The following is a 25,373-nucleotide window of genomic DNA, read 5'->3' as shown; positions in this document are numbered from 1 at the left end:
CCCGGCCCGGGCGCGGCGTGGTGCCGGCCGCCGCCGGACCGTCGGCCGTCACCACGGGCGTGCGCCGGTCGTCGTCCGGGCTGGACGTGGACCTGTGACCGCCGGCCCGCGCCCGCCCGCCCGGCCGGCCCCGCCGGCCCGACACACCCGGCCGGCCCCGCCGCCTCCACCCGCACCCCACGACCCCGGCACCCGCCCTCAGAACCGCACCCCGCAGGAGGCACCATGAGCATCGACGTCTCGTTCCTCGGCGCGACGAGCCGCACCGCGGACACGTCGGGCACGAAGGGCCCCACCAAGGAGCTCGACAAGCAGGCGTTCCTCGACCTGCTCGTCGCCCAGCTGCGCAACCAGGACCCGTCGGCCCCGATGGACTCGTCGCAGCTCATGACCCAGACGACCCAGCTCTCCACGATGGAGTCGCTGGTCGCCCTGGCCGACACGCAGCGCGAGTCGTTCGCGCTGCAGATGCGGATGTCGGCAGCCCAGCTCGTCGGGCAGCAGATCACCTGGACCGACGCGGACGGGGCCGAGAAGTCGGGCACCGTCACCGGTGTGTCCTACGCGGGCCCTGTGCCCACCGTGAAGGTCGGTGACACGGACGTCACCCTCGACGCGGTCTCCTCGGTGGCTCCTGCCGCCGTCGCGCCTGCCACCCCCGCCACCACCGCCTGACCCCGCGCAGCACCCCTGCCGAAAGGAACCACCGCCATGCTCCGCTCGCTCTTCTCCGGCATCTCCGGTCTGCGCGCCCACCAGACCCAGCTCGACGTCACGGGCAACAACATCGCGAACGTCAACACCACGGGCTTCAAGTCGTCGCAGACGCAGTTCCAGGACACGCTCAGCCAGATGCTCCAGAACGGTGCGGGCGCCCAGGCGGGCGTCGGCGGCACCAACCCGGCGCAGGTCGGCCTGGGCGTGCGCGTCGCGGGCATCACGACGAACTTCACGCAGGGCGCGTCGCAGATGACGGGCCGCAGCACCGACATGATGATCCAGGGCGACGGCTTCTTCGTGGTCCGCAAGGGCAACGAGTCGTACTACACGCGCGCCGGGTCGTTCGACTTCGACGCGACCGGCCAGATGGTGCTCCCCGGTGAGGGCGCGCTGGTGCAGGGCTGGGCGGCGGTGAACGGTGTCGTCGACACGAACGGCCCGCTCGTCGACCTGCGCGTCCCGGCCGGCACGCTCATGCCCGCGGTCGCGACCAGCACGGCGGCCTACGAGGGCAACCTCGACGCCGACGCGGCGGACGGCACGACGATCAACCGCACGATCGACGTCTACGACGCGACGGGTGCGTCGCGCGAGCTCGAGCTCACGTTCACGAAGTCCGCGACGGGCTGGGCCCTGACGGCGTCCGACGGCACCGCCACGGTCAACGCGGGTGCGATGACGTTCACCGCGGCGGGCGCGCTCACGACGCCGACGACGGTCACGGTGGGCGGCGTCGCGGTCGACCTGTCGACGATCACCGGCTTCTCGGGCATCGACTCCGTGAAGGCGCGCACCCAGAACGGCCAGGCGGCCGGCGTCCTGCAGTCGTTCGCGCTGGGCGCCGACGGCACGATCACGGGCGCGTTCTCCAACGGGCTCAAGCAGACGATCGGGCGTCTGGCGATCGGCTCGTTCACCAACCCGTCGGGGCTGGAGAAGGCGGGCGGCTCGCTGTTCCGCACGTCGGTCAACTCGGGCGACGCGCAGGTCGGCGCCGCGGGCACGGGCGGCCGCGGCACGCTCGCGGGCGGCGCGCTCGAGATGTCGAACGTCGACCTGTCGAGCGAGTTCACCAGCCTGATCATCGCCCAGCGCGGCTTCCAGGCGAACAGCCGCGTCATCACCACGTCGGACGAGGTCCTGCAGGAGCTGGTCAACCTCAAGCGCTGACCTCGACGCTCCGCCCACGACGGCCCCGCACCTCCTCCACGGTGCGGGGCCGTCGTGCTGCGCAGGCGTCGTCGCGCTCCGTCGAAGCGTGTGGTCGAAGCGGATCGACCGGTGCACCGACGGACTTAAGCGATTAGGCAGGCGGCTTCCCCTCGCGTCGGTGCGGTGACGTCAGGTTTCCTCGTCGGGACCCCGAGCCAGCCGAGACACCAGGGAGCCACCCCGCATGTCCACCCGCAGAAGCGCCGCCGCGCTCCTCGCCGCCGCGGCCGTCGCCGTCGGCGGTCTCACCGCCGTCACGGCCAGCGCCGCGCAGGCGGCCGCCGGCTGCCGTGTCAGCTACGCCGTGTCGAGCCAGTGGCAGGGCGGCTTCGGCGCCAACGTCACGATCACGAATCTCGGCGACCCCGTCTCGTCGTGGAAGCTCGACTGGGCGTACCCCGCGGGCCAGAAGATCACGCAGCTGTGGAACGGCAACGTCACCACGAGCGGCTCCCAGGTGTCCGTCACGAACGTGTCGTGGAACGGCCAGATCGGCACGGGCGGCACCGCGTCGTTCGGCTTCAACGGCTCGTGGAGCGGCTCGAACCCGGTCCCGGCGTCCTTCAGCCTCAACGGCACGACGTGCACGGGCGGCACCGTGCCGACGACGACGCCGACGCCGACGGTCACGCCGACGCAGACGCCGACGCCCACCGTGACGCCGACGCCTACGCCCACCCCGACCACGACGGTCCCGCCGCAGCCGACGGGGAGCTTCTACGTCGACACGACCAACCAGTCCTACAAGGCGTGGCAGTCGGCCTCCGGCAACGACAAGGCCCTGCTCGAGAAGATCGCCCTCACGCCGCAGGCGTACTGGGTCGGCAACTGGGCCGACGCGTCGCACGCGCAGGCCGAGGTCGCCGACTACACCGGTCGCGCGGTGGCCGCCGGGAAGACGCCGACGCTCGTCGTCTACGCGATCCCGGGCCGTGACTGCGGCTCGCACTCCGGCGGCGGCGTCTCCGAGTCCGAGTACGCGCGCTGGATCGACACCGTCGCGCAGGGCATCAAGGGCAACCCGATCGTCGTGCTCGAGCCCGACGCGCTCGCGCAGCTCGGCGACTGCTCCGGCCAGGGCGACCGGATCGGCTTCCTCAAGTACGCCGCGAAGTCGCTCACGCTCAAGGGCGCCAAGGTCTACATCGACGCCGGTCACTCCACGTGGCTGTCGGTCGACACGGCCGTCAACCGGCTCAACCAGGTCGGCTTCGAGTACGCCGTGGGCTTCGCGCTCAACACGTCGAACTACCAGACGACCGCCTCGAGCAAGTCGTACGGCCAGCAGATCTCGCAGCGCCTCGGCGGCAAGGGCTTCGTCATCGACACCTCGCGCAACGGCAACGGCTCGAACGGCGAGTGGTGCAACCCGCGCGGCCGCGCGCTCGGCGAGAAGCCGACGTACGTGAACGACGGCTCCGGCCTGACCGCGCTCCTGTGGGTCAAGCTGCCCGGCGAGTCCGACGGTGCGTGCAACGGCGGCCCGGCCGCCGGCCAGTGGTGGCAGGAGATCGCCCTGGAGCTGGCGCGCAACGCCAAGTGGTGAGCCGGCGCCCCACCTGAGCGGGCCCCCCGACGAGCCCCGCGGACTCCCTCGTCCGCGGGGCTCGTCCGTGCCCGGACGCGTGCGGACGACGGAGCGGGGGAGGATGGGCGGGTGCCTCCCAGACGACGGACCTCGCCCGACGACGGACGCGCCGCGCTCGACGTGTGGCGCGCGGACCCGGCCGCGGTGCCGGTCGCGGCCCGTCGCACGGCGGTGCGCTTCACGCTCGAGGAGCTCGCCGACGTCGCACCGGGCAACGCGGTCGAGGTGCGCGTCCCGCCCGACGGCGCGGTGCAGGCCGTCGAGGGTCCTCGTCACACCCGCGGCACCCCGCCGAACGTCGTCGAGACCGACCCCGCGACGTGGCTGTCGCTCGTGACGGGCGCGACGACCTGGCCGGACGCCGTCGCCGCGGGCGCGGTGCGGGCGTCGGGGGAGCGGGCCGACCTGTCCGCGTGGCTCCCGCTCCAGGCCGCCCGCCGACGTGGCTGACGCGCCACTGACCTAGGATCGCGGGGTGTCGTCGACCGCCCCCACCCCCGCGGACCCCGCGGACCGACCGACGTCGGACCAGCCCGCGCCGCACGAGCCCGCGGACGCCGACGCGGCCCAGCCCGCGTCGACCGCTCCCGCGCAGCCCCGCCCGGTGACGCCCGCCGACGACGAGGAGCCTCCCGTGCCCTCCGAGGCGGAGCTCCTCGCCACGGCCCGACCCGCGACCGTGCGGCGCGCGCCCAAGTACAGCGTCTTCATCGGCGCGGGCGCGATCGTCGGGATCGTCGTCGGCCTGGTCCTGGTGGCGGTGCTCAAGGACCCGCAGGTCCGGTGGATCGCCGACGGCACCGGGTTCGTCTGGTTCCTCGAGGGCGAGGGCGCGGTCCGCACCGTGACGGCCGTCGCCCTGGGCGTGCTCGGCGGGTTCGTGGGCGGCGCGCTGGCCGTGCTCGCGGACCGCCGCTCGCGCGACCCGTACGCCCGCCGCCGCTGACGCACCCGCACCCGTCCTCGCCCGCGCGGCGCGGACGCCACCTGGTCACCGGGTCGTCGGACGCCGCACCCGCCGGGCGGTCCCACCCGTCCGGACGCCGGGCGCGGCCCCGGACGCGTCAGGCCGGTGTGCGACCATAGGGCCGTGGCCCCCCGCGCAGACGGACGACTGAACCACGACCTCCTCCCCGGCGAGAAAGGCCCGCAGGACGCCTGCGGCGTCTTCGGCGTCTGGGCACCCGGCGAAGAGGTCGCCAAGCTCACCTACTTCGGCCTCTACGCGCTGCAGCACCGTGGGCAGGAGTCCGCGGGCATCGCGACGTCGAACGGCCAGCAGCTCCTCGTCTACAAGGACATGGGCCTCGTCTCCCAGGTCTTCGACGAGACCGCGCTGAACGCCCTGCAGGGGCACATCGCCATCGGGCACGCGCGCTACTCGACGACGGGTGGCTCGACCTGGGAGAACGCGCAGCCGACGCTCGGCGCCACGGCTGCCGGCACGGTCGCCCTCGGGCACAACGGCAACCTCACCAACTCGGCCGAGCTCGTCGACCTCGTCGCCGAGCGGTACGGCAACCAGCGCCGCGGCGAGCTCGCGCGCGGCAACACCACGGACACCGCGCTCGTGACCGCGCTGCTCGCGGGCGACCCGGACCACACGCTCGAGGCCACCGCGCTCGAGGTCCTGCCCCGCCTGCGGGGCGCGTTCAGCCTCGTCTTCATGGACGAGCACACCCTCTACGCGGCGCGCGACCCGCAGGGTGTTCGCCCGCTCGTGCTCGGCCGGCTGGAGCGCGGCTGGGTCGTCGCGTCCGAGACGCCCGCGCTCGACATCGTGGGCGCGTCGTTCGTGCGCGAGGTCGAGCCCGGCGAGTTCATCGCGATCGACGCCGACGGACTGCGCTCGACGCGGTTCGCGCCCGTCGACCGTGCCGGCTGCGTCTTCGAGTACGTCTACCTCGCCCGGCCCGACACGACGATCGCCGGCCGCTCGGTGCACGCCGCGCGCGTCGCGATGGGCCGTCGCCTCGCGATCGAGCACCCGGTCGAGGCCGACCTCGTCATCCCGGTGCCCGAGTCCGGCACGCCCGCGGCCGTCGGCTTCGCGACCGAGTCGGGCATCCCGTTCGGCCAGGGCCTCACCAAGAACGCGTACGTCGGCCGGACGTTCATCCAGCCGTCGCAGACCCTGCGCCAGCTCGGCATCCGGCTCAAGCTCAACCCGCTGCGCGAGGTCATCCGCGGCAAGCGGCTCGTGGTCGTCGACGACTCGATCGTCCGCGGCAACACGCAGCGCGCGCTCGTCCGCATGCTGCGCGAGGCCGGCGCTGCCGAGGTGCACATCCGCATCAGCTCGCCGCCCGTGAAGTGGCCGTGCTTCTACGGCATCGACTTCGCGAGCCGCGCCGAGCTCATCGCGAACGGCCTCGGCGTCGACGCGATCGCGGCGTCCCTCGGTGCCGACTCCCTCGGGTACATCTCCGAGGAGGGCATGGTCGAGGCGACCGAGCAGCCGGCGTCGCAGCTGTGCACCGCGTGCTTCAGCGGCCGGTACCCGATCGAGCTGCCGCCCGCCGACCGCCTCGGCAAGCACCTCCTCGAGCAGAACGAGCTGCCCCTCGGCGCCCCCGAGGACGGCCTGCTGACCATCGTCCCGTCGACCGGTGGCGCGACCGCCCTGGAGCACCCGTGAGCACCCCGCAGGTCACCTACGCCGCCGCCGGAGTCGACACCGAGGCCGGCGACAAGGCCGTCGAGCTGATGAAGGACGCCGTGCGCGCGACGCACGGCCCGCAGGTCCTCGGCGGCGTCGGCGGGTTCGCCGGTCTGTACGACGCGTCGCTCCTGACCCGCTACCGGCGCCCGCTGCTCGCGACGTCGACCGACGGTGTCGGCACGAAGGTCGCGATCGCCCAGGCCCTCGACGTGCACGACACGATCGGCTTCGACCTGGTCGGCATGGTCGTCGACGACATCGTCGTGGTCGGTGCGAAGCCGCTGTTCATGACGGACTACATCGCGACCGGTCGCGTCGTGCCGGAGCGCATCGCCGACATCGTGCGCGGCATCGCCGCGGCGTGCTCGGTCGCCGGTACGGCCCTCGTCGGTGGCGAGACCGCCGAGCACCCCGGCCTGCTGCGCCCCGACGAGTACGACGTGGCCGGCGCGGCGACGGGTGTCGTCGAGGCCGACGAGCTGCTCGGCCCCGACCGCGTGCGAGCGGGCGACGTGCTCGTCGCGCTCGCGTCGAGCGGGCTGCACTCCAACGGCTACTCGCTGGTCCGCAAGGTCGTCGAGGTCGCCGGCTGGGGTCTTGAGCGTCACGTCGACGAGCTCGGCCGCACGCTCGGCGAGGAGCTCCTCGAGCCGACCCGCGTCTACGCGAGCGACGTGCTGGCCCTGGTCGAGCGCGCCGGCGTCGCCGGGATCCACGCGTTCAGCCACGTGACCGGCGGCGGTCTCGCGTCGAACGTCGCGCGCGTCCTGCCGCAGGGCCTGGTCGCCGACGTGGACCGCGGCGGCTGGCAGCTCCCGCCAGTCTTCTCGCTCGTGCAGCGGCTCGGGGGCGTGCCGTGGCACGACCTCGAGGGCACGCTCAACCTCGGCGTCGGCATGGTGGCCGTCGTCGCGGCCGACGCGGTCGACGGCGTCCTCGCGCACGCGGACGAGCTGGGCCTCCCGGCCTGGGTGCTCGGCACCGTGCGGGACGCCGACCCGACGCTCGACGTGGCCGGCTCGCCGGACTTCGTCGCGGGGACCAAGGGCGTCGACGGGGGAGCCGTCCGCCTCTCGGGGACCTACCGCGCCTGATCACCCGCGCGGGACGCGTCGCGATCACCCGCGCGGGACGCGTCGCGATCACCCGCGCGGGACGCGTCGCGTCCGGGGTACGCACCAACCGGCCGGTGACGTCATGAACGTCACCGGCCGGTGAGTGTGTGGTGAAGTGACCGCTGTGCCGCACCGTGCCGGTCGGCGGTGGACGGGTCCGAGCGGCGACGACCTCAGCGGGGCGGAGGGGTCACGCTCGGAGGGGCCGTCGCGCCGACCCCACGACCTCAGCCGTCGTCGGACCAGCGACGGTAGTCGTCGTCCTCGTCCCGGGACCAGTCACCTGTGTCGACGGCGCTGCCGCGACGCTCGGATCCCAGATCGTTGTGGCTCAGCGAGCCGAGCTCCTGCTCGAGGGCTCGGTAGTTGGTCTCGGGACTGAAGTACTTCAGCTCCCGGGCCACCTTGGTCTGCTTCGCCTTCTGACGGCCGCGCCCCATGGCATCGACCCCCTCTAACGTGGATGCGGGGCGGCACCGTGCTCACACGTGCGGCCCCGGGGTGCTGAATCGTCTCTTCGTGGGGCAACGGTACATGGTCCCGCGCTATTCCGACCACTCACGAGCGAGCGACACACGTCACGTGGCGCGGCGGGGTCGTGATGACCGATTCGCCGGGTTTAGGCTGACGGTACGGTTCGTGTAACGATGCATGATGAGAGTTGGATGAGAGTGTTGCGGCATCCGTGATCAAACTGTGTCCCGGAATGCGACGTCTGACCGTTTCGTTCATGCTAGTGAGACTGCCCGCATCACCCGCATCGCCCGCACCACGCGCTACCCGCGCACCGCACCAACCGCACCCGACGGGGCGGAACCGGCGCACAGCGTCGGCCGCCCGCACGCTTGCCGCAGGAGGCAGCTGATGACCGCTCACCCCGCAGAGTCCGAGGCGCTGCTCACGCCGTCCGAGGTCGCCACTCTCTTCCGGGTCGACCCGAAGACGGTGACCCGTTGGGCGAAGGCCGGGAAGCTCTCCTCGATCCGCACGCTCGGTGGCCACCGTCGCTACCGGGAGTCCGAGGTGCGCGACCTGCTCAACGGCGTGCCTCAGCAGCACGCGTCCGACGACTGATCCCTCGCCGGACGACACCGGGGCGGGCGCTCCACCCGTCCGCTCCTCACGCCGCCTCGTGCGGCCCCTGACGCCGGCGCCCTGAGGGCGCCGACGTCCTCGTGTCCGGCCCGGACGTCGCACGCCTCCCGCCGCCCACCGGCGCCCGGCAACGCGCGTGACAGCGGCCCTCGGGACGACGACGACGCCGTTCCCCGCCGCCGATCGGCCACGTGCACAGGCACGTCACCGCCCCCGAGACTTCGCGCGCTCACGGCGCTCCGCACACGACGACGACCGCGGCGCCTCCCGGGCTGCCGCGGTCGTCGGTCGTGCGAGTGTCAGCCCTTGCGGCGCAGACCTGCCGCCGCGAGGAGCGCCACGACCGCGACGGCTCCGCCGATCACGGCGCGGGCCCGCTTCTGCCGGTGCGGGTCGGCGTCCTTGGTCGTGGCGTCCGACCACAGCCGCTTGGTCCCGTCGACGGCGCTCTTCGCCTGGGCGCGCGGGTCCAGGCGGTCGGCGAGCGCGTCGACGGTCGCGGCGAGCTCGGCACGCGTGCGTGCGACCTCGCTCTCGGCCTCGACCATGCGCGGCGTGGTGATCGCCGGCTTCTGGTCGTCGGTCGCGTCGTCCTTCTTCGTGGTCTGGTCGCTCACGCGTTCCACCCCGCCTTCACGGCCTCGAGGTCCTCGTGCACGTTCTCGATCGCGCGGTCCGGCGTCGGGGGCGACCCGCGCTTGACCAGCCGGATCCCGATCAGGGCCAGGATGATCGTCACGATCAGCAGGAACACCGTGACGATGAGCGCCGCGAGCCACGCGTCCATGACGGTCGAGAGGCCGAGGATCGCGGTCGCGATGGCGGCGGCCAGCACGTAGAGCGCGAGGATCCCGGCGGCGGCCAGCAGGCCGGCGCCGATCCCGAGCTGCTGCGCCTTGGCCTGGATCTCGGCCTTCGCCAGGTCGAGCTCGGCGCGGACCAACCGGGACGTCTGCTCGCTCAGGTCGCTCACGAGCTGACCGATGCTCCGGGGCTCGCCCGTCGGTCCTGGCTGCGTGGTCATGGTGACGCCCTCTCGTCGCTCGTCCCCCGGCGTCCTGTGACCGGGACTCCCAGTGTGCAAGCGCAGGTCGCGGGCCGCATCCGTGCGGCGACATCGGGCGTGCGTGCGGACCGGGTCCGGAGCGGCGCGGGGGTCAGTCGGACCAGGGGTGGACCTGCTCCTCGGCGGGGTGCGACACCTCGTGCGCGCGGGTCACGCTGACCGCGGGCCCCTTCGGCAGCCGGGAGCGGGCCCATGCGGCGAGGCCGCCGGCGACGATGATGAGCGCGGCGCCGACGAGGAGCGCCGCGAGCCACAGCTCGACGGCGTGCGCGAGGCCGACGACCGCGGCGGTGATGAACAGCGCGAGGCCGAAGAACGTGAGCAGCGCAGCGGCGCCGAACCCGATCGCCGACGGCCGGACCTGCACGGCTCGTGCGCGCACGCTCGCGCTGACGGCGTCGATCTCGGCCTGGATCGCCTCACGGACCCGGTCCTCCGCCTGTCCGATCTTCTCGCGGGCGATGTCGGCGAACGGTTCGGTGAAGCGCTCGAAGAACGGCTTGCGCGGGCGCTCGGGTCCGGTGCTGCTCACGGGTTCCTCCGTCGGCGGGACAGTGCGGTGCGTGTCCCAGCCTAGGCGGGAGCACGTGTGCCGGCCGGGATCATCGGCCCAGGTCATACCGCCCGAAGATGCACGAAGGCCCCCTGGTGATCCAGGGGGCCTTCGTCGCGGTGGCTCCGACCGGCGTCGATCCGGTGACCTTTCGATTTTCAGTCGAACGCTCTACCAACTGAGCTACAGAGCCTCGGAACGAGAACGCCGGTCCGAGGACCGGCGCTTCGAGCGACCCCGACGGGACTTGAACCCGCGACCTCCGCCGTGACAGGGCGGCGCGCTAACCAACTGCGCTACGGGGCCTTGGTGGAACAAGGCCTTGCTGTACTGCTTCACTGCACCTGCTCGTACCCCCAACGGGATTCGAACCCGTGCTACCGCCGTGAAAGGGCGGGGTCCTAGGCCGCTAGACGATGGGGGCGTGTCCCGCCCCTGACGACGAGGCGCCGGATGACCGGAGACGAGCATACGGGAGCCAGGGCCCGAACTCCAAAAGCGCTGCCGCCCGCGCCCGCCGTCACGCGACCGCGGCGCGGTGAGCAGGCAGGATGGTCCTGTGGTGGAGATGTCGCGCGACGAGTTCGAGGACGCGGTCCGTGACGCGCTCGACGAGATCCCGCCCGAGCTCGCCCGGCTGATCGACAACGTCGTCGTGCTCGTCGAGGACGACGGGCCGCCGGACGAGCCCGAGCTGCTCGGGCTCTACGAGGGCACGCCGCTCACCGAGCGCGGCGAGTGGTGGGCCGCCGGGTCGCTGCCCGACCGCATCACGATCTACCGCAACCCGACGCTCGCGATCTGCCAGGACCGCGACGAGGTCGTCGAGGAGGTCGCGGTGACCGTCGTGCACGAGGTCGCGCACCACTTCGGCATCGACGACGACCGGCTGCACGAGCTCGGCTGGGGCTGACCGCGCGACGGTCTGCGGGGCCGGCGCGGTCACCGGCCGGGTGTCGCCGGCGGCGGCTAGGGTCGGCGCATGGTCGCCGTCGGGATCGTGCTGCTGCCCCAGGACCGCTGGTCACGTGCGAAGGCGCGCTGGCGGCAGGCGGAGGAGTGGGGCTTCGACCACGCGTGGACGTACGACCACCTGGCGTGGCGCACGCTCGCCGACGGGCCGTGGTTCGCGACCGTGCCGCTGCTGTCCGCCGCCGCGGCGGTCACCGAGCGCATCCAGCTGGGCACGTTCGTCGCGTCGCCGAACTTCCGGCACCCCGTCCCGTTCGCGAAGGACGTGCTCGGGCTCGACGACGTGTCGGGCGGGCGGTTCCTGCTCGGGATCGGCGCGGGCGGCGAGGGGTTCGACGCGGCCGTGACGGGGGAGCCGTGGTCGCGCGGTGAGCGGACGCGGCGGTACGAGGAGTTCGTCGGGCTGCTGGACCGGCTGCTCACGCAGCCGTCGACCGAGTTCACGGGCGAGTTCTACGAGGCGCACGACGCGCGCATGATCCCCGGCACGATCGCCTCGCCGCGCGTGCCGTTCCTCATGGCGGCGGCCGGGCCGCGCACGATGGCGCTCGCCGCGCGGCTCGGGCAGGGGTGGGTCACGTACGGGCCGACGTACGACACCGAGGGCGCCGAGGGCGACCCGGCGGGCGCGCAGGAGCGCTGGTGGAGCGGGCTCGCGGACGTGTCGGCGCAGATGGACGCGGCGGAGGTCGCGCACGGGCGGGACGGGGTCGCCGCGCCGCGGCTGCGCCGGTACCTGAGCCTCGACGGTGCGCCCGTGTTCTCGCTGACGTCGCTCGACCTGGCCGTCGAGGGCGTCGAGCGCGCCGCCGCGCTCGGGTTCACCGACGTGATCGTGCACTGGCCGCGGCCCGACGGCGTCTACGCGGGGAGCGAGTCGGTGCTCGAGGCGTTCGCGGACCGGCTCCCGCAGCTCCAGGCGCTGCCGGTCGCGCCGCGCTGACCGTCGCCTGTCGCCGCGGCGGGCGCGCCGCGCGTCCGTCGACGCTGCCGGCTCGCCGCGGACCCGCAGACGCCACGAGGTCGCCGAACCTAGCAGGGCGCGGCGACCTCGTGGCGTGGGGCGTCAGTGCGCCTGGCGGGCCTCCCACGCGCTCGCGACCATGTCGCGGAGGGTGTGGGTCATGCGCCAGCCGAGGTCGCGGGCGGCGGCCTCGCCCGACGCCACGATCCGGGCCGGGTCGCCCGGGCGGCGCGGGGCCACCTCGGGCTCGAAGGCGATTCCCGTGACGTCGGCCATCGCGGTCATGATCTGGCGCACCGAGACGCCGTCGCCCGAGCCGAGGTTGTAGACGGGCTGGAGCGGGCTGCCGTCGGCGAGCGCGCGGGCGGCGGCGACGTGAGCGTCGGCGAGGTCGGCGACGTGGATGTAGTCGCGGACGCAGGTGCCGTCGGGCGTGGGGTAGTCGGTGCCGTTGATGCGCGGCGTGCGGCCGGACGTCAGGGCGTCGAGGACCAGCGGGAACAGGTTGTGCGGGCTGGTGTCGTAGAGGTCGGGCGTGCCGGAGCCGACGACGTTGAAGTACCGCAGCGATGTGTGCCGCAGGTCGGTCGCGACGCCCTGGTCGCGCAGCAGCCACTCGCCGATGAGCTTCGACTCGCCGTAGGGGGACTCGGGGCGGGTCGCGGTCTCCTCGGTGACGAGGTCGACGTCGGGCGTGCCGTAGACGGCGGCCGACGACGAGAAGACGATCGCGTCGACCCCTTGCGCGGCCATGGCGTCGAGCAGGTGCGCGGTGCCGGTGACGTTCTGCGCGTAGGTGTGCAGCGGGCGCTGGACCGACACCCCGGCGTACTTGAAGCCGGCGAGGTGCACGACGCCCTCGACCTGGTGCTCGGCCAGGGCGCGCGACACCAGCTCGGTGTCGAGGATCGAGCCCTCGACGAAGGCGACGTCGTCGGGCACGAACCCGCGGTGGCCGCTCGACAGGTCGTCGAGGACGACGGGCGGGATACCCGCCTGCTGGAAGGCCCGCACCACGTGCGACCCGATGTACCCGGCACCACCCGTCACCATCCACGTCATGCGGCTCAGGCTACCGCACCGATGTTGATCTGTGTTCGATCCTGGTGAAATCTGATCGGAAATTGATCGGCCCGCGCTGCATCCAGACGGTTCGCTCGCGCCGAAGAGAGGGCGTGCTGCTGCATCCGTCCGGTGGCGTCCGGACGAATACTCAGTACGCTGACCATTCCGCCGGGGGCCGTGCCCACGATCACCCGCGGTTCGCACCGAAGAAATCCGGGAGGGCACGTGGACGAGGGCGACCTTGCCGTCGCCGGCGGGAGCCTGCGCTCCACCGCCGAGCTCGCACTGGCCGTCGAGGACGTCACCGCCCGGGCCGACGCCGCCCTGCGCGACCTCCTCGTGGAGCGCGCCGCACGCGCCGGTCGGCACGCCGTCGAGGCCCGCACGCTGTGGGAGGACCTGAGCGGCACGCTCGGGGGCAAGCTGCTGCGGCCCCGCCTCGTCGCCGCCGCGTACCTCGGGCTCGGCGGACGCGTGTCGTCCGTCGTCGTCCCCGTCGCGGCCGCGCACGAGGCGCTGCACGTCGCGATGCTCGCGCACGACGACGTCCTCGACCACGACGACCGCCGCCGCGGCCGGCTCAACGCCGGCGGTGCCGCCCGGCAGCGCGCCCGGACCGCCGGCCTGCCCGAGCACGTCGCCGACGAGCGCGCACTCGCCGCCGGGCTGCTCGCGGGCGACCTCGCGCTCACCACCGCGTTCCGCCTGCTCGCGCGCACGCCCGTGACCGGCGACCTGCGCGAGCACCTCGCCGACCTGCTCGCCGACGGCATCGAGACCGCGGTCGCGGGGGAGCTCCTCGACGTCGTCTCCGAGTCGCTCGCACCGCGCGACGTCGACGCGCTCCTGGTCGCCGCGCTCAAGACCGCCGAGTACACGTGCCGGTCGCCGCTCGCGTCCGGGGCCGCGCTCGCGGGCGCCGACCTCGACGTGCGCCGGCGGCTCGACGACGTCGGCGTCGCCCTCGGGCTCGCGTTCCAGCTCGCCGACGACGACCTCGGCGTGTTCGGCGACCCCGCCGCGACCGGCAAGTCGACGCTGTCCGACCTGCGCCGCGGCAAGCGCACCGAGCTGCTCCGCCTCGCCTACGCGGGCGCCGGGCGGACCGGTCGCGCGGTGCTCGACCGGTACGTCGGGCAGCCCGACCTCGACGAGCGCGACGCCGAGCTCGTGCGCACCGTCATGGTCGACTCCGGGGCGCTCGCGGCCATGCGCCTGCTCGTCGAGCGCACCGCCGACACCGCCCGCGCGCACGCCGCGCAGCTCCCGCACCCGCTGGGCGACTACCTCGTGGGTGTGGTCGACGACCTGGCCGGACGGGGACACTGATGACCGTGGACCAGTCCCGCGACACCGCACGCCCCGACGCGCGCGCCGCCCACGTGCGCTCCGTCCGGCTCTACGACGCGACCGCCGGCCGCACGAGCGCGCTCGTGCTGTCCGCCTACTCGACATCGTTCGGCATGGGAGCGCGGCTGCTCGGCACGCGCGCGCACCGCGACATCGAGGCCGTCTACGCACTCGTCCGGCTCGCCGACGAGGTCGTCGACACGTTCCAGGGGCCCACCGCGGCCGACGAGCTCGACGAGCTCGAGGCGCAGACCGTCCGCGCGCTGCGCACCGGGTACTCGACCAACCTCGTCGTGCACGCCTTCGCCCGCACCGCGCGTCGCGTCGGCATCACGACGGCCGAGACCGAGCCGTTCTTCGCGTCGATGCGCGCGGACCTCACCGTCGAGGAGCACGACCGCGAGAGCTTCGACCGGTACGTGTACGGGTCGGCGGAGGTCGTCGGGCTCATGTGCCTGCGGGTGTTCCTCAACGCCGACCGCACGCCGTCTTCGCCGCTCGTGGAGCCCGACGACGAGCAGGTCGCGGGCGCTCGTGCGCTCGGCGCCGCGTTCCAGAAGATCAACTTCCTGCGCGACCTCGGCGTCGACGCGGGCGAGCTCGGCCGCACCTACTTCCCCGGGACCGAGCGCGGACGCCTGTCCGAGGCGCAGCGCACGGCGGTCCTCGACGAGATCGCGCACGACGTCGCCGTCGCACGGTCCGCACTGCCGCGGCTGCCCGGGCGGTCCCGGTACGCGGTCGCGGCGACGCTCGCGCTGTACGACCGGCTGCTCGACGACCTCGCGGCCCAGCCGGTCGACAGCCTCGTGCGGGCGCGGGCCAGCGTGCCGGCGCCGGTGAAGGCCCGGGTCGTCGCGACGGCCGTCGCGCGCGAGTGGTGGGACGCACGACGCGGAGGACAGAAGGCGTGACGACGACGGCACCGCGCACCCGTTCCGCGGGCGCACCTCGTGCCTCCGGGCGGGACGGCGGCCCCGGCGGGCGCGTCGTCGTCGTCGGCGGGGGCATCGGCGGGCTCATGACGGCCGCGCTGCTCGCCCGTGGGGGAGCGCACGTGACGCTGCTCGAGCGGCACGACCGCGTCGGCGGCCGCATGGGGACGCTCGAGCTCGACGGGTTCCGGTTCGACACCGGGCCGTCCTGGTACTTCATGCCCGAGGTGTTCGCGCACGCGTTCGCGCTGCTCGGCGAGCGCGTCGAGGACCACCTCGACCTCGTGCGGCTCGACCCGGCGTACCGGCTGTTCACCGAGCCCGACCACCCCGGCGGGCTCGCAGGCGGCTTCGAGCTGAGCGGCGACCCCGAGGTCAACTGGGCCACGTTCGAGGCGCTCGAGCCCGGCGCGGGCGAGGCCGTGCGGCGGTACGCCGAGGACGCGTCGACGGCCTACCGGACCGCGCTCGACCACTTCCTCTGGACGACGTTCCAGCGGCCGGACCGGCTGCTGTCGGCACCCGTCGTGCGGCGTGCCGGGACGCTGGTCGACCTGCTCACGCACACCCTCGCGGAGAAGATCGAGACGACCGTCGAGCACCCCGTGCTGCGGCAGGCGCTCGGCTACCACGCGGTCTTCCTCGGGTCGTCGCCGTACCGCGTCCCCGCCCTGTACTCGCTCATGAGCCACCTCGACCTCGTCGACGGCGTGCAGTACCCGCGCGGCGGCATGTACACGGTCATCGAGGCGCTCGAACGGCTCGCGGTGCGCGAGGGCGTCGAGATCCGGACCGGCGCGGACGTCGTCGCGATCGAGGTCGACGACGTGCCGTGGTCCGCGCGGGCCCCGCGGCGCACCGGCGTCGCGCGCGGGGTGCGGCTCGCCGGCGGGGAGCTCGTCGAGGCCGACGTCGTCGTCTCGGGGGCCGACCGGCACCACACCGAGACCGCGCTGCTCGAGCCGCGGCACAGCGACCACCCCGCCGCGTCGTGGGAGCGGCACGGTCCCGGCATCTCCGCGCTGCTCGTCATGGCGGGCGTCCGTGGGTCGCTGCCGGAGCTGGCCCACCACTCGCTGTTCTTCACGCGCGACTGGCCCGGCAACTTCGACGACATCCTCGGCACCGGACGGTCCACCGCGCCCGCCGACCTGCGGGTGCCCGACGTCGCCTCCGTGTACGCGTCGCGGACCACCGCGACCGACCCCACCGCCGCGCCGCCCGGGCACGAGAACCTGTTCCTCCTCGTCCCGTTCCCCGCCGACGCGTCCCTCGGCGACGGCCCGCCCGGGAGCCCCGAGCGGGAGGCCGTCGAGCGGTACGCCGACCGGTTCCTCGACCAGGTCGGGTCGTGGGCGGGGGTGCCCGACCTGCGCGACCGGGTCGTGACGCGGCACGTCGTCGCGCCCGCCGACTTCGCGCGCGACCTGTCCGCGTGGCGCGGGACCGCGCTTGGCATGGAGCACACGCTCGCGCAGAGCGCGATGTTCCGGCCCGGCGACGCGTCCGCGCGCGTGGCGAACCTGCTGCACGTCGGCGGGGGGACGATCCCCGGCGTCGGGCTGCCGATGTGCCTCATCAGCGCCGAGCTCGTCGCGAAGCGCCTGCTCGGGGAGACGTCGACGCGCCCGCTGCCCGCACCCCTGCGTCGCGGGTTCCTCGACGCCGCCCGCCCGGCCGGGCTCTGGTCCGGCGTACGGTCGGGCGCATGACGGGACTCGCCTACCTGGGGGCGCTGCTGGTGTCCCTCGGTGGCCTCGCCCTGCTCGACCGGCGGTCCCGCCTCGCCTTCTGGCACGACCCGCGCCGCGCCGCGTGGACCGTCGGGATCGGCGTCGTGGCGTTCCTGCTGTGGGACGTCGCCGGGCTGCTGCTCGGCATCTTCGCGCGCGGCGAGTCGCCGCACATGACCGGGATCCTGCTCGCGCCCGAGCTGCCGATCGAGGAGGTGTTCTTCCTCACGCTGCTCTGCTACGTCGCGCTGCTCGCGTGGCGGTGGTTCGACCGGACGGCGTCGCTGCGCGCCGCCGGGGCGCGGGCGCTGCACGACGCCGAGCGCGGGTCGGGGACGCCGGGGACGTCGGGCGCGGCGGGCGGTCCGGGGTCGTCGGGGCCGTCGGGCTCGGACGGGGGTGCCGCGTGACGAACATCGTGCTGAACGCCGCGGTCCTCGTCGTGCTGCTCGCGGTGTCGTGGCCGACGCTGCGGCGGCTGCGCGGGTGGCCCGTCGTCTGGACGGTCGTGCACCTGTGCGTGCTGACCGCCGTGTTCGACACGCTCATGATCGCCGCCGACCTGTACGTGTACGCCCCTGACAAGATCCTCGGCGTGTACATCCTCGGCGCTCCGCTCGAGGACTTCGCGTACGCGATCGCCGCGGCCGTCGGGATGCCCGTGCTGTGGACCGTCCTGGGTCGGCGCCGGCCGCGCGTGGCGGGGTCGTCGGCCGCTCGGACCGACGTCGAGGGGGCGGGGTGAAGGAGGTCCTCGCCGCGTCGCGGCCGTTCTCCTGGATCAACACCGCCTACCCGTTCGCCGCGGGCTACCTCATGGCCACGCAGGGGCGGATCGACCTCACGCTCGTCGTCGGGACGCTGTTCTTCCTCGTGCCGTACAACCTGCTGATGTACGGCGTGAACGACGTGTTCGACTACGCGTCCGACCTGCGCAACCCGCGCAAGGGCGGGATCGAGGGCGGGCTCGTCGCACCCGAGCGGGCCCGGGCCGTGCACCGCCGGATCCTGTGGGCCAGCGCGCTGTCCGTCGTGCCGTTCGTGGTCTACCTCGTCGCCGTGGGGTCGGTCGCGGCGACGGTCGTGCTCGCGCTGGTGCTGTTCCTCGTCGTCGCGTACTCCGCGCCCGTGCTGCGGTTCAAGGAGCGGCCGTTCCTCGACTCGTTCACGTCCGCGATGCACTTCGTCGGCCCCCTGCTCTACGCGCTCGTGCTCGTCGCGGCGGACCTCGCGGCGCCGACCGTCTGGCCCGTGCTCGTCGCGTTCGTGCTGTGGGGCATGGCGTCGCACGCGTTCGGGGCGGTGCAGGACGTGCGCGCCGACCGCGAGGGCGGGATCTCCTCCGTCGCGACCGTCCTCGGCGCCCACCCCACCGTCGTGCTCGCGACGCTCGCCTACGTCGCCGCCGCGGGCGTGCTGCTCGTCGTCCCGTGGCCCGGCGTGCTCGCCGCCGTCCTGCCCCTGCCGTACGCCGTGTCGACCGCGACGTTCTGGCGCGTCACCGACGACGACTGCGAGCGCGCCAACGCCGGGTGGCGGCGGTTCCTGTGGCTCAACCTCGTCACCGGGTTCCTGGCGACGATGCTGCTCATCGCGATCGCCCGCACCTGACGCCGCCGTCAGGCCGTCGTCAGCGGGCCCGACTCCGGCAGCTCCGCGTCCGCGTCGAAGGCCGGGGCCAGCAGCTGCGTCACGGTCGCCCACCCACGCGCGAGCATCCCCGCGTCCGTGTCGGGCTCGCGCGTGATCTCGACGTCCGAGTAGGTCAGCTGCAGGTGGCCGTGCTCGAGCTCGTGGATGCGCGCCTGCACCGCACCGAACGACGCGAGCGGCGCCTTGCGCAGACCGCGCACCTGCTCGACCGGCAGGTCCGGGACGTTGAGGTTGAGGACGCGGTCGCCCGGGCAGTGCGCGACGACCCAGTCGAGGACCGGCCGCGCGAACGCCGCCGCCGTCTCCCAGTGCCGCGGGTCGTGGTACGCGATCGACACCGCGAGGCCCTTGATGCCGTGCGTCGCGGCCGAGAGCGCGGCGCCGACCGTGCCCGAGTGCAGCACCGCGTGCCCCGTGTTCGCCCCGCGGTTCACACCCGACAGCACGACGTCAGGCTTCGGCCCGAAGCCGCCGTACGCGGCGACGAACGCGATCAGCCCGGGCGCGGCACGCACCGCGAAGGACGGGATGTGGTCGGGCAGGCCCGGCGACGGCTTCGACGCGACGATCAGCCGCCCGTCCTGCTCGGCTCCCAGCAGCGACGCGCTCGCGCCCGACGACTCGCGCGCGGGGGCCGCGACCACCACGTCGTGCCCCGCGTCCGCCGCCATGACGGCGAGCGTCGTGAGCCCGGGGGAGTCGATCCCGTCGTCGTTCGTCACCAGCACCCGCATGCCGCCACCTCTCGTCGATGTCCGTCGACGGTCACGGTCGACCGCTGACCGTGTCGTCGGCGGTCGTCACTCCACGTCCGCACCGCGCCGTCCAGGCCGGCGGCCCCGACCTGACGCCCACCCCCTGCACGTCCATCGGACCCGACGTGGTGGCGACCCGCCACCCGACCTGAGGCGGCCCCACCCGACCGGGCCCGCCCGACGTGGCGCCGACCCGCCACCCGACCCGACGCGGACCCACCCGACCGCGCCCGCCCGACGTGGCGGCGACCCGCCACCCGACCTGAGGCGGCCCCACCCGACCGGGCCCGCCCGACGTGGCGCCGACCCGCCACCCGACCCGACGCGGACCCACCCGACCGCGCCCGCCCGACGTGGCGGCGACCCGCCACCCGACCTGAGGCGGCCCCACCCGACCGGGCCCGCCCGACGTGGCGCCGACCCGCCACCCGACCCGACGCGGACCCACCCGACCGCGCCCGCCCGACGTGGCGGCGACCCGCCACCCGACCTGAGGCGGCCCCACCCGACCGGGCACGCCCGACGTGGCGGCGACCCGACCCACCCGACGCGCCCCGCCCCGACCCGCCCGACGTGACCCGACCCGCCCGACGTGACCCGACCCGCCGGACGCGCCCCGCCCGACGCGCCCCGCCCCGACCCGCGCCGCCCGGCAAGGCGTGGCCCCGCTCTGCCTGTCCGCCGGGTGTCGACCTGGGCCTGGTGACCCCATGACGCGCTCCACCGGTCCTCAGCCCCGGGTCGGGACGCTGCGTCGTCCACGACGGATCGCCGGGCGTCCCGGTGTCCCGTGTCCCGTGTCCCGGTGTCGCGCGAACCGGGTCTGGCGACCGGATCGCGCACACCGGCGGTACCGAGGCCCGGGTTGCGCACCACCGGCCGTGCGAGGGCCGCGACGACGGGCGGCCGTCCCCGGCCGGCGGCGTCCGTCTCCCGTTGGCGGTCGGGGTCGACCGGCGGCGAACCGTCGTGATGCGCGGTCGCGGGCCCGACACGGACGCCCCATGGTGGTCGGCGACGTCGCTCCCGTGGCGGGGTCGGCGGCGCCCTCAGGACGACTCGTCGGCGGGTCGGACGACGACGCGGCGCGCGAAGCGCTCGATCTGCTCGCGGCGGCCGGTGCCCAGACCGCGACGCGTCACGTTGAGCGCGCCTGCGGCCGCGCCGAGGCGGACCGCCTCCGCCAGGGTGAGGCCGCGACCGAGCCCGACGGCGATGCCTGCCGTCATCGAGTCGCCCGCGCCCCGGTGGTCGACGACCGTGATCGGCGGCGGCGACACCTCGCGCACCTCCTTCGCGGTGACGATGAGGACCGGCTCGCCCGCGCGCGACACCACGACGGCCTCGAGCCCGCGCTCGACGAGCCGTCGGGCGCCGTCGCGCAGGTCGTCGAGGCTGTCGGAGTCGGCGAACCCGCCGTCCAGCAGCTCCTCGTGGCTGATCTTGAGCACCGCCCCGCCGGCGTCCGCGAAGGCCGCGGCGGCCCGTCCCGACAGGTCGGCGACCACGGTCTGCCCGGCGGCCCGCAGGTCGCCCGCGAGCCGTCCGACGACCGCGGCGGGCAGGATCCGCGGCGGGTCCGCCCCGGTGAGGACGGTGATGTCGGCGTCCATCGCCTCGACCAGGACGGTGCCGTAGAGGTCGTCGAGCTCGTGCCGGTCGAGCGGGTGCGGTGGGGTCTCGGCGATCTCCCGACGGTCACCGTCGCGGCGGTCGTGGACGTAGGCGCCGTTGCCGCCGGCGTACGCGGTCGGTCGGACCCGCAGCCGCTCGACCTCCGCGAGGTGCGCGAGCACCGTGCCCGTCTCGCCGCCGAACGGCCCGCAGACGACGACCTCCGCACCGAGCGAGACCGCCATGCGGCCGACCCACAGCCCCTGCCCGCCGGCGTGCACGTGGACCTCGGGGTGCGACTCCTCGCTGGTCGGCGGCTCGATCGTCACGGTGAGCAGCGGCGTCGGCGCGAGGACGCACACGCGCGGCCCGGCGGACGGCTCCGCGGTCCGGTCGTGCGCTGCTGGCATGCGTCGAGTCTGGCGGTGGCTCCCTGCCCGCGCCAGGGCGGGAGTCGCGCCGGCTCTGCCTGGTCGCGGCGGCGCTCGGTCGGGCGGCCGGCGAGGACGTCGCCGGGTCAGGGCTTGTCGGGTGCGCGTCCCCGGACCTCGTCGGCGGCGAACCGGACGTGCGACGCGGCGAGCTTCGCGCGCGCGGCCGCTCCCAGGTCGACGCCCAGCACGTCCGCGAGGCACACGAGGTAGATGAGCACGTCGGCCATCTCCTCGCCCGCACGGGCCTTGCGCTCGGGCACCGCGAACGTCGCGATCGCGTCGTCGGCCCGGACCCACTGGAACAGCTCGGCGAGCTCGCCGACCTCGCCGACGAGCGCGAGGATCACGGACTTGGGGTCGTGGAACTGCTGCCAGTCCCGTTCGGTGGAGAACTCCCGCACCAGTCGCGTGAGCTCGGCGATCTCGCGCTCGTCCGTCGTCACGGCGTCAGCCTGGCACGGCCGTCGAGGGCGGGGGAGCGTCGGCCCGTCATGCCGGCGGCGTGAACTGGCTCGCGGTGAAGAGGGCGCCCTGCGGGTCGCGCACCGTGACGGTCCGGGTCCAGTCGGAGTCGTCGGTGCCGAGCACGGTGCCGCCGTGCTGCTCGACGAGCGCGGCGGTCGAGTCCCGGTCGGCGACCGCGAAGGTGACGTGCCAGTGGGGCGGCTCGTCCGGTGCCGTGGTCACGACCCAGCCGATCGCGTCGGCGAAGCCGGGCGGGGCCGAGACGGCGTCCTGACGCTCGTGGATCCCGGGGTCGACGGTGGCGGCGAGGTGGTCGCCGTAGCCGGGGACGCGGATCATCGTCCCGAACCCGAGGTCGCTGAGCTCCCACCCGAACGCGCGCGCGTACAGGTCGCGCGCGGCCGCGGGGTCCGGGGTGTGCAGGTCGCTGAAGTTCCACGTCCCCGGGGCGTTGGTGATCTGGGCGCCGAGCCGGCGACGGGCCTGCCACAGCCGCAGGCCGGCGCCCTGCTGGTCGGTGAACGCGGCCCAGGTCCCACCCTCGCCCGCGACGGTGGGACCCGTCGTGACGGTGCCGCCCGCGGCCTCGATGCGTGCGAGCGCCGCCTCGACGTCGTCGACCGCGACGTACGTCTGCCACGACGGGTCAGTCGGCGCCGTGCCCGTCGGGGTCGCCGGGCCGCCGATGCCCGCGGCGTCCTGCCCGTCGACCTGGGCGATCACGTACCGCACGGGCGCGCCCGGCGGTGTCGCGTCGTGGAAACGCCAGCCGAGGACCGCTCCGTAGAACCGGGTGGCGGCCTCGACGTCGTCCTGCTCGACGTCCACCCAGGACGTCACGCCTTCCGGGTAGGTGCGCTGCACGGTCGTCCCCTCACGTCCGTCGTCGACCGGCCCGCCGAGCGGCCCTCGGGAGTTCTCGTCGGGGCGGTGCGGGGCGGCCAGGGCTGGTGTGCGACCGGCCTCGCGCGAGGCGGGTCCGTCCGGGGTCGACGCTACGGCCACCCACCGACACGAACGAGTGGCTCGGGTCTCACTCCTTCGGGTGATCAATTCGCCCGACCGGCCGAGTCGAGCAACCGTTTGCCCGATCATCGGTGACACGTGTCCGTGGGAGCGGTCTCAAGGGCTGTGACCAGCGTCAATGCAGTGACTCACATGCGGCTGACCTGCACTCCTGCGAATGCGGCGAGAGCGAGCGCCGCTGGTTCCGGGTGCGCACGACGTCGTTGACCGCCCTTCCGGGCCGTCGCTACTGTCGCAAGTGAACCATTAGTGAGTGATCTTTACAAATCGCCCGGTTCCATCCGTCCTCCAGGAGGCCACATGCGTCCCCGGTTCCACCGACCCTCACGACGTCGACGGGCGCTCGCCGCGACGGCGATCGCAGCCGTCACCGGCGTCATCGCCGCGCTCGTCGCCGCCAGCCTGCCCACCGCGGCGACCGCCGCCGGCTCCCTCACCGCCACGTTCACCTCCACCGGCGACTGGGGCACCGGTCACGAGGTGTCGGTGAAGGTCAACAACGGCACCACCGCCTCGATCCCGACGTGGACCCTCGAGTTCGACCTGCCCAGCGGCGTGCGGATCACGAGCTCGTGGGACGCCGACGTGACCCGCAGCGGCAACCACTACCGCGTCACCGGCAAGAGCTGGGCCGGCGCGCTCGCCCCCGGCGCCACGCAGTCGTGGGGCTACGTCGCCTCCGGCGCGTTCAACCAGCCGACCGGCTGCACCGTCAACGGCGGCGCGTGCACCGGGGGCCCCGGCCCGTCGCCGACCAGCCCGACCCCCACGCCCACTCCCACGACGCCGAAGCCGACGCCCACCACACCGACGCCGACCCCGACCGACCCGGGCACCCCGTCCGGCCAGAAGGTCGTCGGCTACTTCGCGGAGTGGGGCGTCTACGGCCGCAACTACCACGTGAAGAACATCGACACGAGCGGCTCGGCGTCGAAGCTGACGCACATCCTCTACGCCTTCGGCAACACCACCGGCGGCCGCTGCACCATCGGCGACTCGTACGCCGACTACGACAAGGCCTACACCGCGGCCGAGAGCGTCGACGGCGTCGCCGACACGTGGGACCAGCCGCTGCGCGGCAGCTTCAACCAGCTGCGCGAGCTCAAGAAGAAGTACCCGCACCTCAAGGTCATCTGGTCGTTCGGCGGCTGGACCTGGTCCGGCGGCTTCACGCAGGCCGCCCAGAACCCCGCCGCGTTCGCCGAGTCCTGCTACAACCTCGTCGAGGACCCGCGCTGGGCCGACGTGTTCGACGGCATCGACGTCGACTGGGAGTACCCGAACGCGTGCGGTCTGAGCTGCGACAGCAGCGGCCCGCAGGCCTTCAACAACGTGGTGACCGCGCTCCGGAACAAGTTCGGCTCGAAGGCGCTCGTCACCGCCGCGATCACCGCGGACGGCAGCAACGGCGGCAAGATCGACGCCACCGACTACGCCACCGCGGCGCAGAAGCTCGACTGGATCATGCCCATGACCTACGACTACTTCGGCGCGTTCAACCCGCAGGGCCCGACCGCCCCGCACTCGCCGCTCACGTCGTACCCGGGCATCCCGCAGGCCGGCTTCAACTCCGCCGACGCGGTCGCGAAGCTCAAGGCCAAGGGCGTCCCGTCGAGCAAGATCCTGCTCGGCATCGGCTTCTACGGCCGCGGCTGGAACGGCGTCTCGCAGACCGCCCCCGGTGGCTCGGCGACCGGCCCCGCCCCCGGCACGTACGAGCAGGGGATCGAGGACTACAAGGTCCTCAAGAACCGCTGCCCCGCCACCGGCACCGTCGGCGGCACCGCGTACGCCAAGTGCGGCAGCGAGTGGTGGAGCTACGACACCCCGTCGACCATCAACGGGAAGATGTCGTGGGCCAAGAGCCAGGGCCTCGGCGGCGCCTTCTTCTGGGAGCTGTCCGGTGACACCACGAACGGCGAGCTCATCACGGCCATCAACAACGGCCTGAAGTAGCGCGCGCCGGCGCGGCGACGCGGCCCCGGACCCCTCCACTCTCCTCGGGTCCGGGGCCTCGTCGTCCCCGGGATCGCCCCCTGCCTGGGCCCTGGGGCCGCTCGGTCTCTCGGCTCTCGGCCTTCAGCCGACCGCCTGTCCGCCGCGCTGCCGCACGCGCGTCCGACGGGCGCCCCTCCAAGCGACGGCCCGCAGCGGCTCCGCTACCGCGTGGAAGATCTGTCACGGCTGACGCGACGGAGCTTCCACGTCAGCAGTCGTCGGGCTTGGGGACGTCGGTGCAGAGGTCGTCGACGAGCCGCGACCTGCGCTCGACGACCTCGAAGGGTGCGCTCGTCGTCGACGTCTGGGCCGTGCCGGTCACCGGGTACCAGGTGTCGTCGCCCGCGATCCGGTAGTGACCCGACCACTCGGTGGTGAGCGTCACCGTGTACGTGCCC

26 protein-coding genes, 3 tRNA genes and 1 pseudogene are annotated in these 25,373 nt (G+C 73.9%); 17 read left to right on the top strand and 13 right to left on the bottom strand.

Translation table 11 applies throughout. The features are described from left to right. Window positions 1-225 precede the first annotated feature (225 nt). From KOV94_RS04175 to purM, 7 genes are all read left to right on the top strand, one after another. Window positions 226-675, top strand: a complete 450-nt coding sequence (locus KOV94_RS04175) for a flagellar hook assembly protein FlgD (protein WP_124343031.1) — start codon at window positions 226-228, stop codon at window positions 673-675. 36 nt (window positions 676-711) lie between these two features. Then, a complete protein-coding gene (locus KOV94_RS04170) occupies window positions 712-1,890 on the top strand; it encodes a flagellar hook protein FlgE (protein WP_124343032.1) in 1,179 nt (392 codons plus the stop codon). Window positions 1,891-2,116: 226 nt separating this feature from the next. Beyond that, complete coding sequence (locus tag KOV94_RS04165; RefSeq protein WP_218051301.1) at window positions 2,117-3,478, top strand: glycoside hydrolase family 6 protein; 1,362 nt, start codon at window positions 2,117-2,119, stop codon at window positions 3,476-3,478. A gap of 111 nt (window positions 3,479-3,589) precedes the next feature. Beyond that, window positions 3,590-3,970 (top strand): sterol carrier family protein, encoded by a 381-nt coding sequence (locus KOV94_RS04160; RefSeq protein ID WP_124343034.1) that lies wholly within the window; start codon window positions 3,590-3,592, stop codon window positions 3,968-3,970. A gap of 25 nt (window positions 3,971-3,995) precedes the next feature. Beyond that, window positions 3,996-4,466: a histidine kinase gene (locus tag KOV94_RS04155; protein ID WP_225916097.1), complete on the top strand. Its 471-nt coding sequence runs from the start codon at window positions 3,996-3,998 to the stop codon at window positions 4,464-4,466. A gap of 144 nt (window positions 4,467-4,610) precedes the next feature. Beyond that, the gene (gene purF / locus KOV94_RS04150; protein ID WP_124343035.1) at window positions 4,611-6,158 is read left to right on the top strand and encodes an amidophosphoribosyltransferase; all 1,548 of its coding nucleotides are present in this window, start codon (window positions 4,611-4,613) and stop codon (window positions 6,156-6,158) included. Continuing rightward, window positions 6,155-7,276 carry a phosphoribosylformylglycinamidine cyclo-ligase gene (gene purM / locus KOV94_RS04145; RefSeq protein ID WP_124343036.1) on the top strand — a complete coding sequence of 374 codons (1,122 nt, stop codon included), beginning with the start codon at window positions 6,155-6,157 and terminating at the stop codon, window positions 7,274-7,276. The genes purF and purM overlap by 4 nt, the downstream gene beginning before the upstream one ends. A gap of 248 nt (window positions 7,277-7,524) precedes the next feature. Here purM and KOV94_RS04140 read toward each other — a convergent pair whose 3' ends face one another. Beyond that, entirely contained in the window at window positions 7,525-7,737 is a 213-nt protein-coding gene (locus KOV94_RS04140; protein WP_124343037.1) for a DUF3073 domain-containing protein, read from the bottom strand. 424 nt (window positions 7,738-8,161) lie between these two features. Between KOV94_RS04140 and KOV94_RS04135 the strand changes: the two genes are divergently transcribed. Further along, window positions 8,162-8,371: a BldC family transcriptional regulator gene (locus KOV94_RS04135; RefSeq protein ID WP_124343038.1), complete on the top strand. Its 210-nt coding sequence runs from the start codon at window positions 8,162-8,164 to the stop codon at window positions 8,369-8,371. A gap of 320 nt (window positions 8,372-8,691) precedes the next feature. Here the strand turns inward: KOV94_RS04135 and KOV94_RS04130 are convergent, their stop codons facing one another. The 6 genes from KOV94_RS04130 to KOV94_RS04105 form a co-directional block, all read right to left on the bottom strand. Then, window positions 8,692-9,009, bottom strand: a complete 318-nt coding sequence (locus tag KOV94_RS04130; protein WP_235843447.1) for a DUF3618 domain-containing protein — start codon at window positions 9,007-9,009, stop codon at window positions 8,692-8,694. After that, window positions 9,006-9,416: a phage holin family protein gene (locus KOV94_RS04125; RefSeq protein WP_124343039.1), complete on the bottom strand. Its 411-nt coding sequence runs from the start codon at window positions 9,414-9,416 to the stop codon at window positions 9,006-9,008. The genes KOV94_RS04130 and KOV94_RS04125 overlap by 4 nt, the downstream gene beginning before the upstream one ends. A 133-nt stretch (window positions 9,417-9,549) precedes the next feature. Then, window positions 9,550-9,990: a phage holin family protein gene (locus tag KOV94_RS04120; RefSeq protein WP_124343040.1), complete on the bottom strand. Its 441-nt coding sequence runs from the start codon at window positions 9,988-9,990 to the stop codon at window positions 9,550-9,552. A 141-nt stretch (window positions 9,991-10,131) separates the two neighbouring features. Next, window positions 10,132-10,204, bottom strand: a tRNA-Phe gene (locus KOV94_RS04115). A gap of 39 nt (window positions 10,205-10,243) precedes the next feature. After that, a tRNA-Asp gene (locus KOV94_RS04110) sits at window positions 10,244-10,317 on the bottom strand. A gap of 45 nt (window positions 10,318-10,362) precedes the next feature. Continuing rightward, a tRNA-Glu gene (locus KOV94_RS04105) sits at window positions 10,363-10,435 on the bottom strand. A 144-nt stretch (window positions 10,436-10,579) separates the two neighbouring features. Between KOV94_RS04105 and KOV94_RS04100 the strand changes: the two genes are divergently transcribed. Together KOV94_RS04100 and KOV94_RS04095 are read left to right on the top strand one after the other, a co-directional pair. Continuing rightward, the gene (locus KOV94_RS04100) at window positions 10,580-10,924 is read left to right on the top strand and encodes a metallopeptidase family protein (RefSeq protein WP_124343047.1); all 345 of its coding nucleotides are present in this window, start codon (window positions 10,580-10,582) and stop codon (window positions 10,922-10,924) included. 69 nt (window positions 10,925-10,993) lie between these two features. Next, window positions 10,994-11,926 carry an LLM class flavin-dependent oxidoreductase gene (locus tag KOV94_RS04095; protein WP_218051300.1) on the top strand — a complete coding sequence of 311 codons (933 nt, stop codon included), beginning with the start codon at window positions 10,994-10,996 and terminating at the stop codon, window positions 11,924-11,926. Window positions 11,927-12,049: 123 nt separating this feature from the next. Here the strand turns inward: KOV94_RS04095 and galE are convergent, their stop codons facing one another. Continuing rightward, complete coding sequence (galE, locus tag KOV94_RS04090; RefSeq protein WP_124343042.1) at window positions 12,050-13,009, bottom strand: UDP-glucose 4-epimerase GalE; 960 nt, start codon at window positions 13,007-13,009, stop codon at window positions 12,050-12,052. 228 nt (window positions 13,010-13,237) lie between these two features. Here galE and KOV94_RS04085 point away from each other — a divergent pair, with 228 nt between their 5' ends. Genes KOV94_RS04085 through KOV94_RS04060 form a run of 6 tightly spaced genes read left to right on the top strand, consistent with a single transcriptional unit; the run spans window position 13,238 to window position 18,641 of the window. Then, window positions 13,238-14,341: a polyprenyl synthetase family protein gene (locus tag KOV94_RS04085; protein ID WP_218051299.1), complete on the top strand. Its 1,104-nt coding sequence runs from the start codon at window positions 13,238-13,240 to the stop codon at window positions 14,339-14,341. Between the two features lie 5 nt (window positions 14,342-14,346). Further along, a complete protein-coding gene (locus tag KOV94_RS04080) occupies window positions 14,347-15,276 on the top strand; it encodes a phytoene/squalene synthase family protein (protein WP_372449435.1) in 930 nt (309 codons plus the stop codon). Then, window positions 15,273-17,009 carry a phytoene desaturase family protein gene (crtI, locus tag KOV94_RS04075; RefSeq protein WP_372449434.1) on the top strand — a complete coding sequence of 579 codons (1,737 nt, stop codon included), beginning with the start codon at window positions 15,273-15,275 and terminating at the stop codon, window positions 17,007-17,009. The genes KOV94_RS04080 and crtI overlap by 4 nt, the downstream gene beginning before the upstream one ends. Next, the gene (locus KOV94_RS04070) at window positions 17,006-17,440 is read left to right on the top strand and encodes a lycopene cyclase domain-containing protein (RefSeq protein WP_124344479.1); all 435 of its coding nucleotides are present in this window, start codon (window positions 17,006-17,008) and stop codon (window positions 17,438-17,440) included. Before crtI ends, KOV94_RS04070 begins: the two co-directional genes overlap by 4 nt. Then, window positions 17,437-17,775 carry a lycopene cyclase domain-containing protein gene (locus KOV94_RS04065; RefSeq protein WP_218051297.1) on the top strand — a complete coding sequence of 113 codons (339 nt, stop codon included), beginning with the start codon at window positions 17,437-17,439 and terminating at the stop codon, window positions 17,773-17,775. Before KOV94_RS04070 ends, KOV94_RS04065 begins: the two co-directional genes overlap by 4 nt. Beyond that, window positions 17,772-18,641 (top strand): prenyltransferase, encoded by an 870-nt coding sequence (locus KOV94_RS04060; RefSeq protein WP_218051296.1) that lies wholly within the window; start codon window positions 17,772-17,774, stop codon window positions 18,639-18,641. The genes KOV94_RS04065 and KOV94_RS04060 overlap by 4 nt, the downstream gene beginning before the upstream one ends. Window positions 18,642-18,649: 8 nt before the next feature. On the opposite strand, the gene surE is transcribed toward KOV94_RS04060, so the two are convergent. The 4 genes from surE to KOV94_RS04040 form a co-directional block, all read right to left on the bottom strand. Beyond that, the gene (gene surE, locus KOV94_RS04055) at window positions 18,650-19,417 is read right to left on the bottom strand and encodes a 5'/3'-nucleotidase SurE (RefSeq protein WP_218051295.1); all 768 of its coding nucleotides are present in this window, start codon (window positions 19,415-19,417) and stop codon (window positions 18,650-18,652) included. A gap of 1,070 nt (window positions 19,418-20,487) precedes the next feature. Further along, a complete protein-coding gene (locus KOV94_RS04050; protein WP_218051294.1) occupies window positions 20,488-21,462 on the bottom strand; it encodes a 1-phosphofructokinase family hexose kinase in 975 nt (324 codons plus the stop codon). A 107-nt stretch (window positions 21,463-21,569) separates the two neighbouring features. Further along, window positions 21,570-21,929: a nucleotide pyrophosphohydrolase gene (locus tag KOV94_RS04045; protein ID WP_218051293.1), complete on the bottom strand. Its 360-nt coding sequence runs from the start codon at window positions 21,927-21,929 to the stop codon at window positions 21,570-21,572. Between the two features lie 46 nt (window positions 21,930-21,975). Then, a complete protein-coding gene (locus KOV94_RS04040; RefSeq protein ID WP_235843551.1) occupies window positions 21,976-22,791 on the bottom strand; it encodes a VOC family protein in 816 nt (271 codons plus the stop codon). A 486-nt stretch (window positions 22,792-23,277) separates the two neighbouring features. On the opposite strand from KOV94_RS04040, the gene KOV94_RS04035 reads away from it, so the two are divergent. Next, the gene (locus tag KOV94_RS04035; RefSeq protein WP_218051292.1) at window positions 23,278-24,933 is read left to right on the top strand and encodes a glycosyl hydrolase family 18 protein; all 1,656 of its coding nucleotides are present in this window, start codon (window positions 23,278-23,280) and stop codon (window positions 24,931-24,933) included. A 250-nt stretch (window positions 24,934-25,183) separates the two neighbouring features. Here KOV94_RS04035 and KOV94_RS04030 read toward each other — a convergent pair. Beyond that, window positions 25,184-25,373, bottom strand: a pseudogene (locus tag KOV94_RS04030) (hypothetical protein); the annotation flags it as partial.

Source organism: Cellulomonas algicola, assembly GCF_019024305.1.
GTDB classification, from domain to species: domain Bacteria; phylum Actinomycetota; class Actinomycetes; order Actinomycetales; family Cellulomonadaceae; genus Cellulomonas; species Cellulomonas algicola.
Note: the sequence above shows the minus strand (reverse complement) of the source record. Positions and strands in the feature narration are given on the sequence as shown.

Bases quoted from the DNA above. Each gene is read 5' to 3' on its own strand.
- KOV94_RS04140 (WP_124343037.1), bottom strand. From the start codon at position 7,737: ATGGGGCGCGGCCGTCAGAAGGCGAAGCAGACCAAGGTGGCCCGGGAG.
- galE (WP_124343042.1), bottom strand. From the start codon at position 13,009: ATGACGTGGATGGTGACGGGTGGTGCCGGGTACATCGGGTCGCACGTG.
- KOV94_RS04125 (WP_124343039.1), bottom strand. From the start codon at position 9,416: ATGACCACGCAGCCAGGACCGACGGGCGAGCCCCGGAGCATCGGTCAG.
- KOV94_RS04135 (WP_124343038.1), top strand. From the start codon at position 8,162: ATGACCGCTCACCCCGCAGAGTCCGAGGCGCTGCTCACGCCGTCCGAG.
- KOV94_RS04175 (WP_124343031.1), top strand. From the start codon at position 226: ATGAGCATCGACGTCTCGTTCCTCGGCGCGACGAGCCGCACCGCGGAC.
- surE (WP_218051295.1), bottom strand. From the start codon at position 19,417: ATGCGGGTGCTGGTGACGAACGACGACGGGATCGACTCCCCCGGGCTC.
- KOV94_RS04170 (WP_124343032.1), top strand. From the start codon at position 712: ATGCTCCGCTCGCTCTTCTCCGGCATCTCCGGTCTGCGCGCCCACCAG.
- KOV94_RS04050 (WP_218051294.1), bottom strand. From the start codon at position 21,462: ATGCCAGCAGCGCACGACCGGACCGCGGAGCCGTCCGCCGGGCCGCGC.
- KOV94_RS04070 (WP_124344479.1), top strand. From the start codon at position 17,006: ATGACGGGACTCGCCTACCTGGGGGCGCTGCTGGTGTCCCTCGGTGGC.
- KOV94_RS04035 (WP_218051292.1), top strand. From the start codon at position 23,278: ATGCGTCCCCGGTTCCACCGACCCTCACGACGTCGACGGGCGCTCGCC.
- KOV94_RS04095 (WP_218051300.1), top strand. From the start codon at position 10,994: ATGGTCGCCGTCGGGATCGTGCTGCTGCCCCAGGACCGCTGGTCACGT.
- KOV94_RS04165 (WP_218051301.1), top strand. From the start codon at position 2,117: ATGTCCACCCGCAGAAGCGCCGCCGCGCTCCTCGCCGCCGCGGCCGTC.
- KOV94_RS04100 (WP_124343047.1), top strand. From the start codon at position 10,580: ATGTCGCGCGACGAGTTCGAGGACGCGGTCCGTGACGCGCTCGACGAG.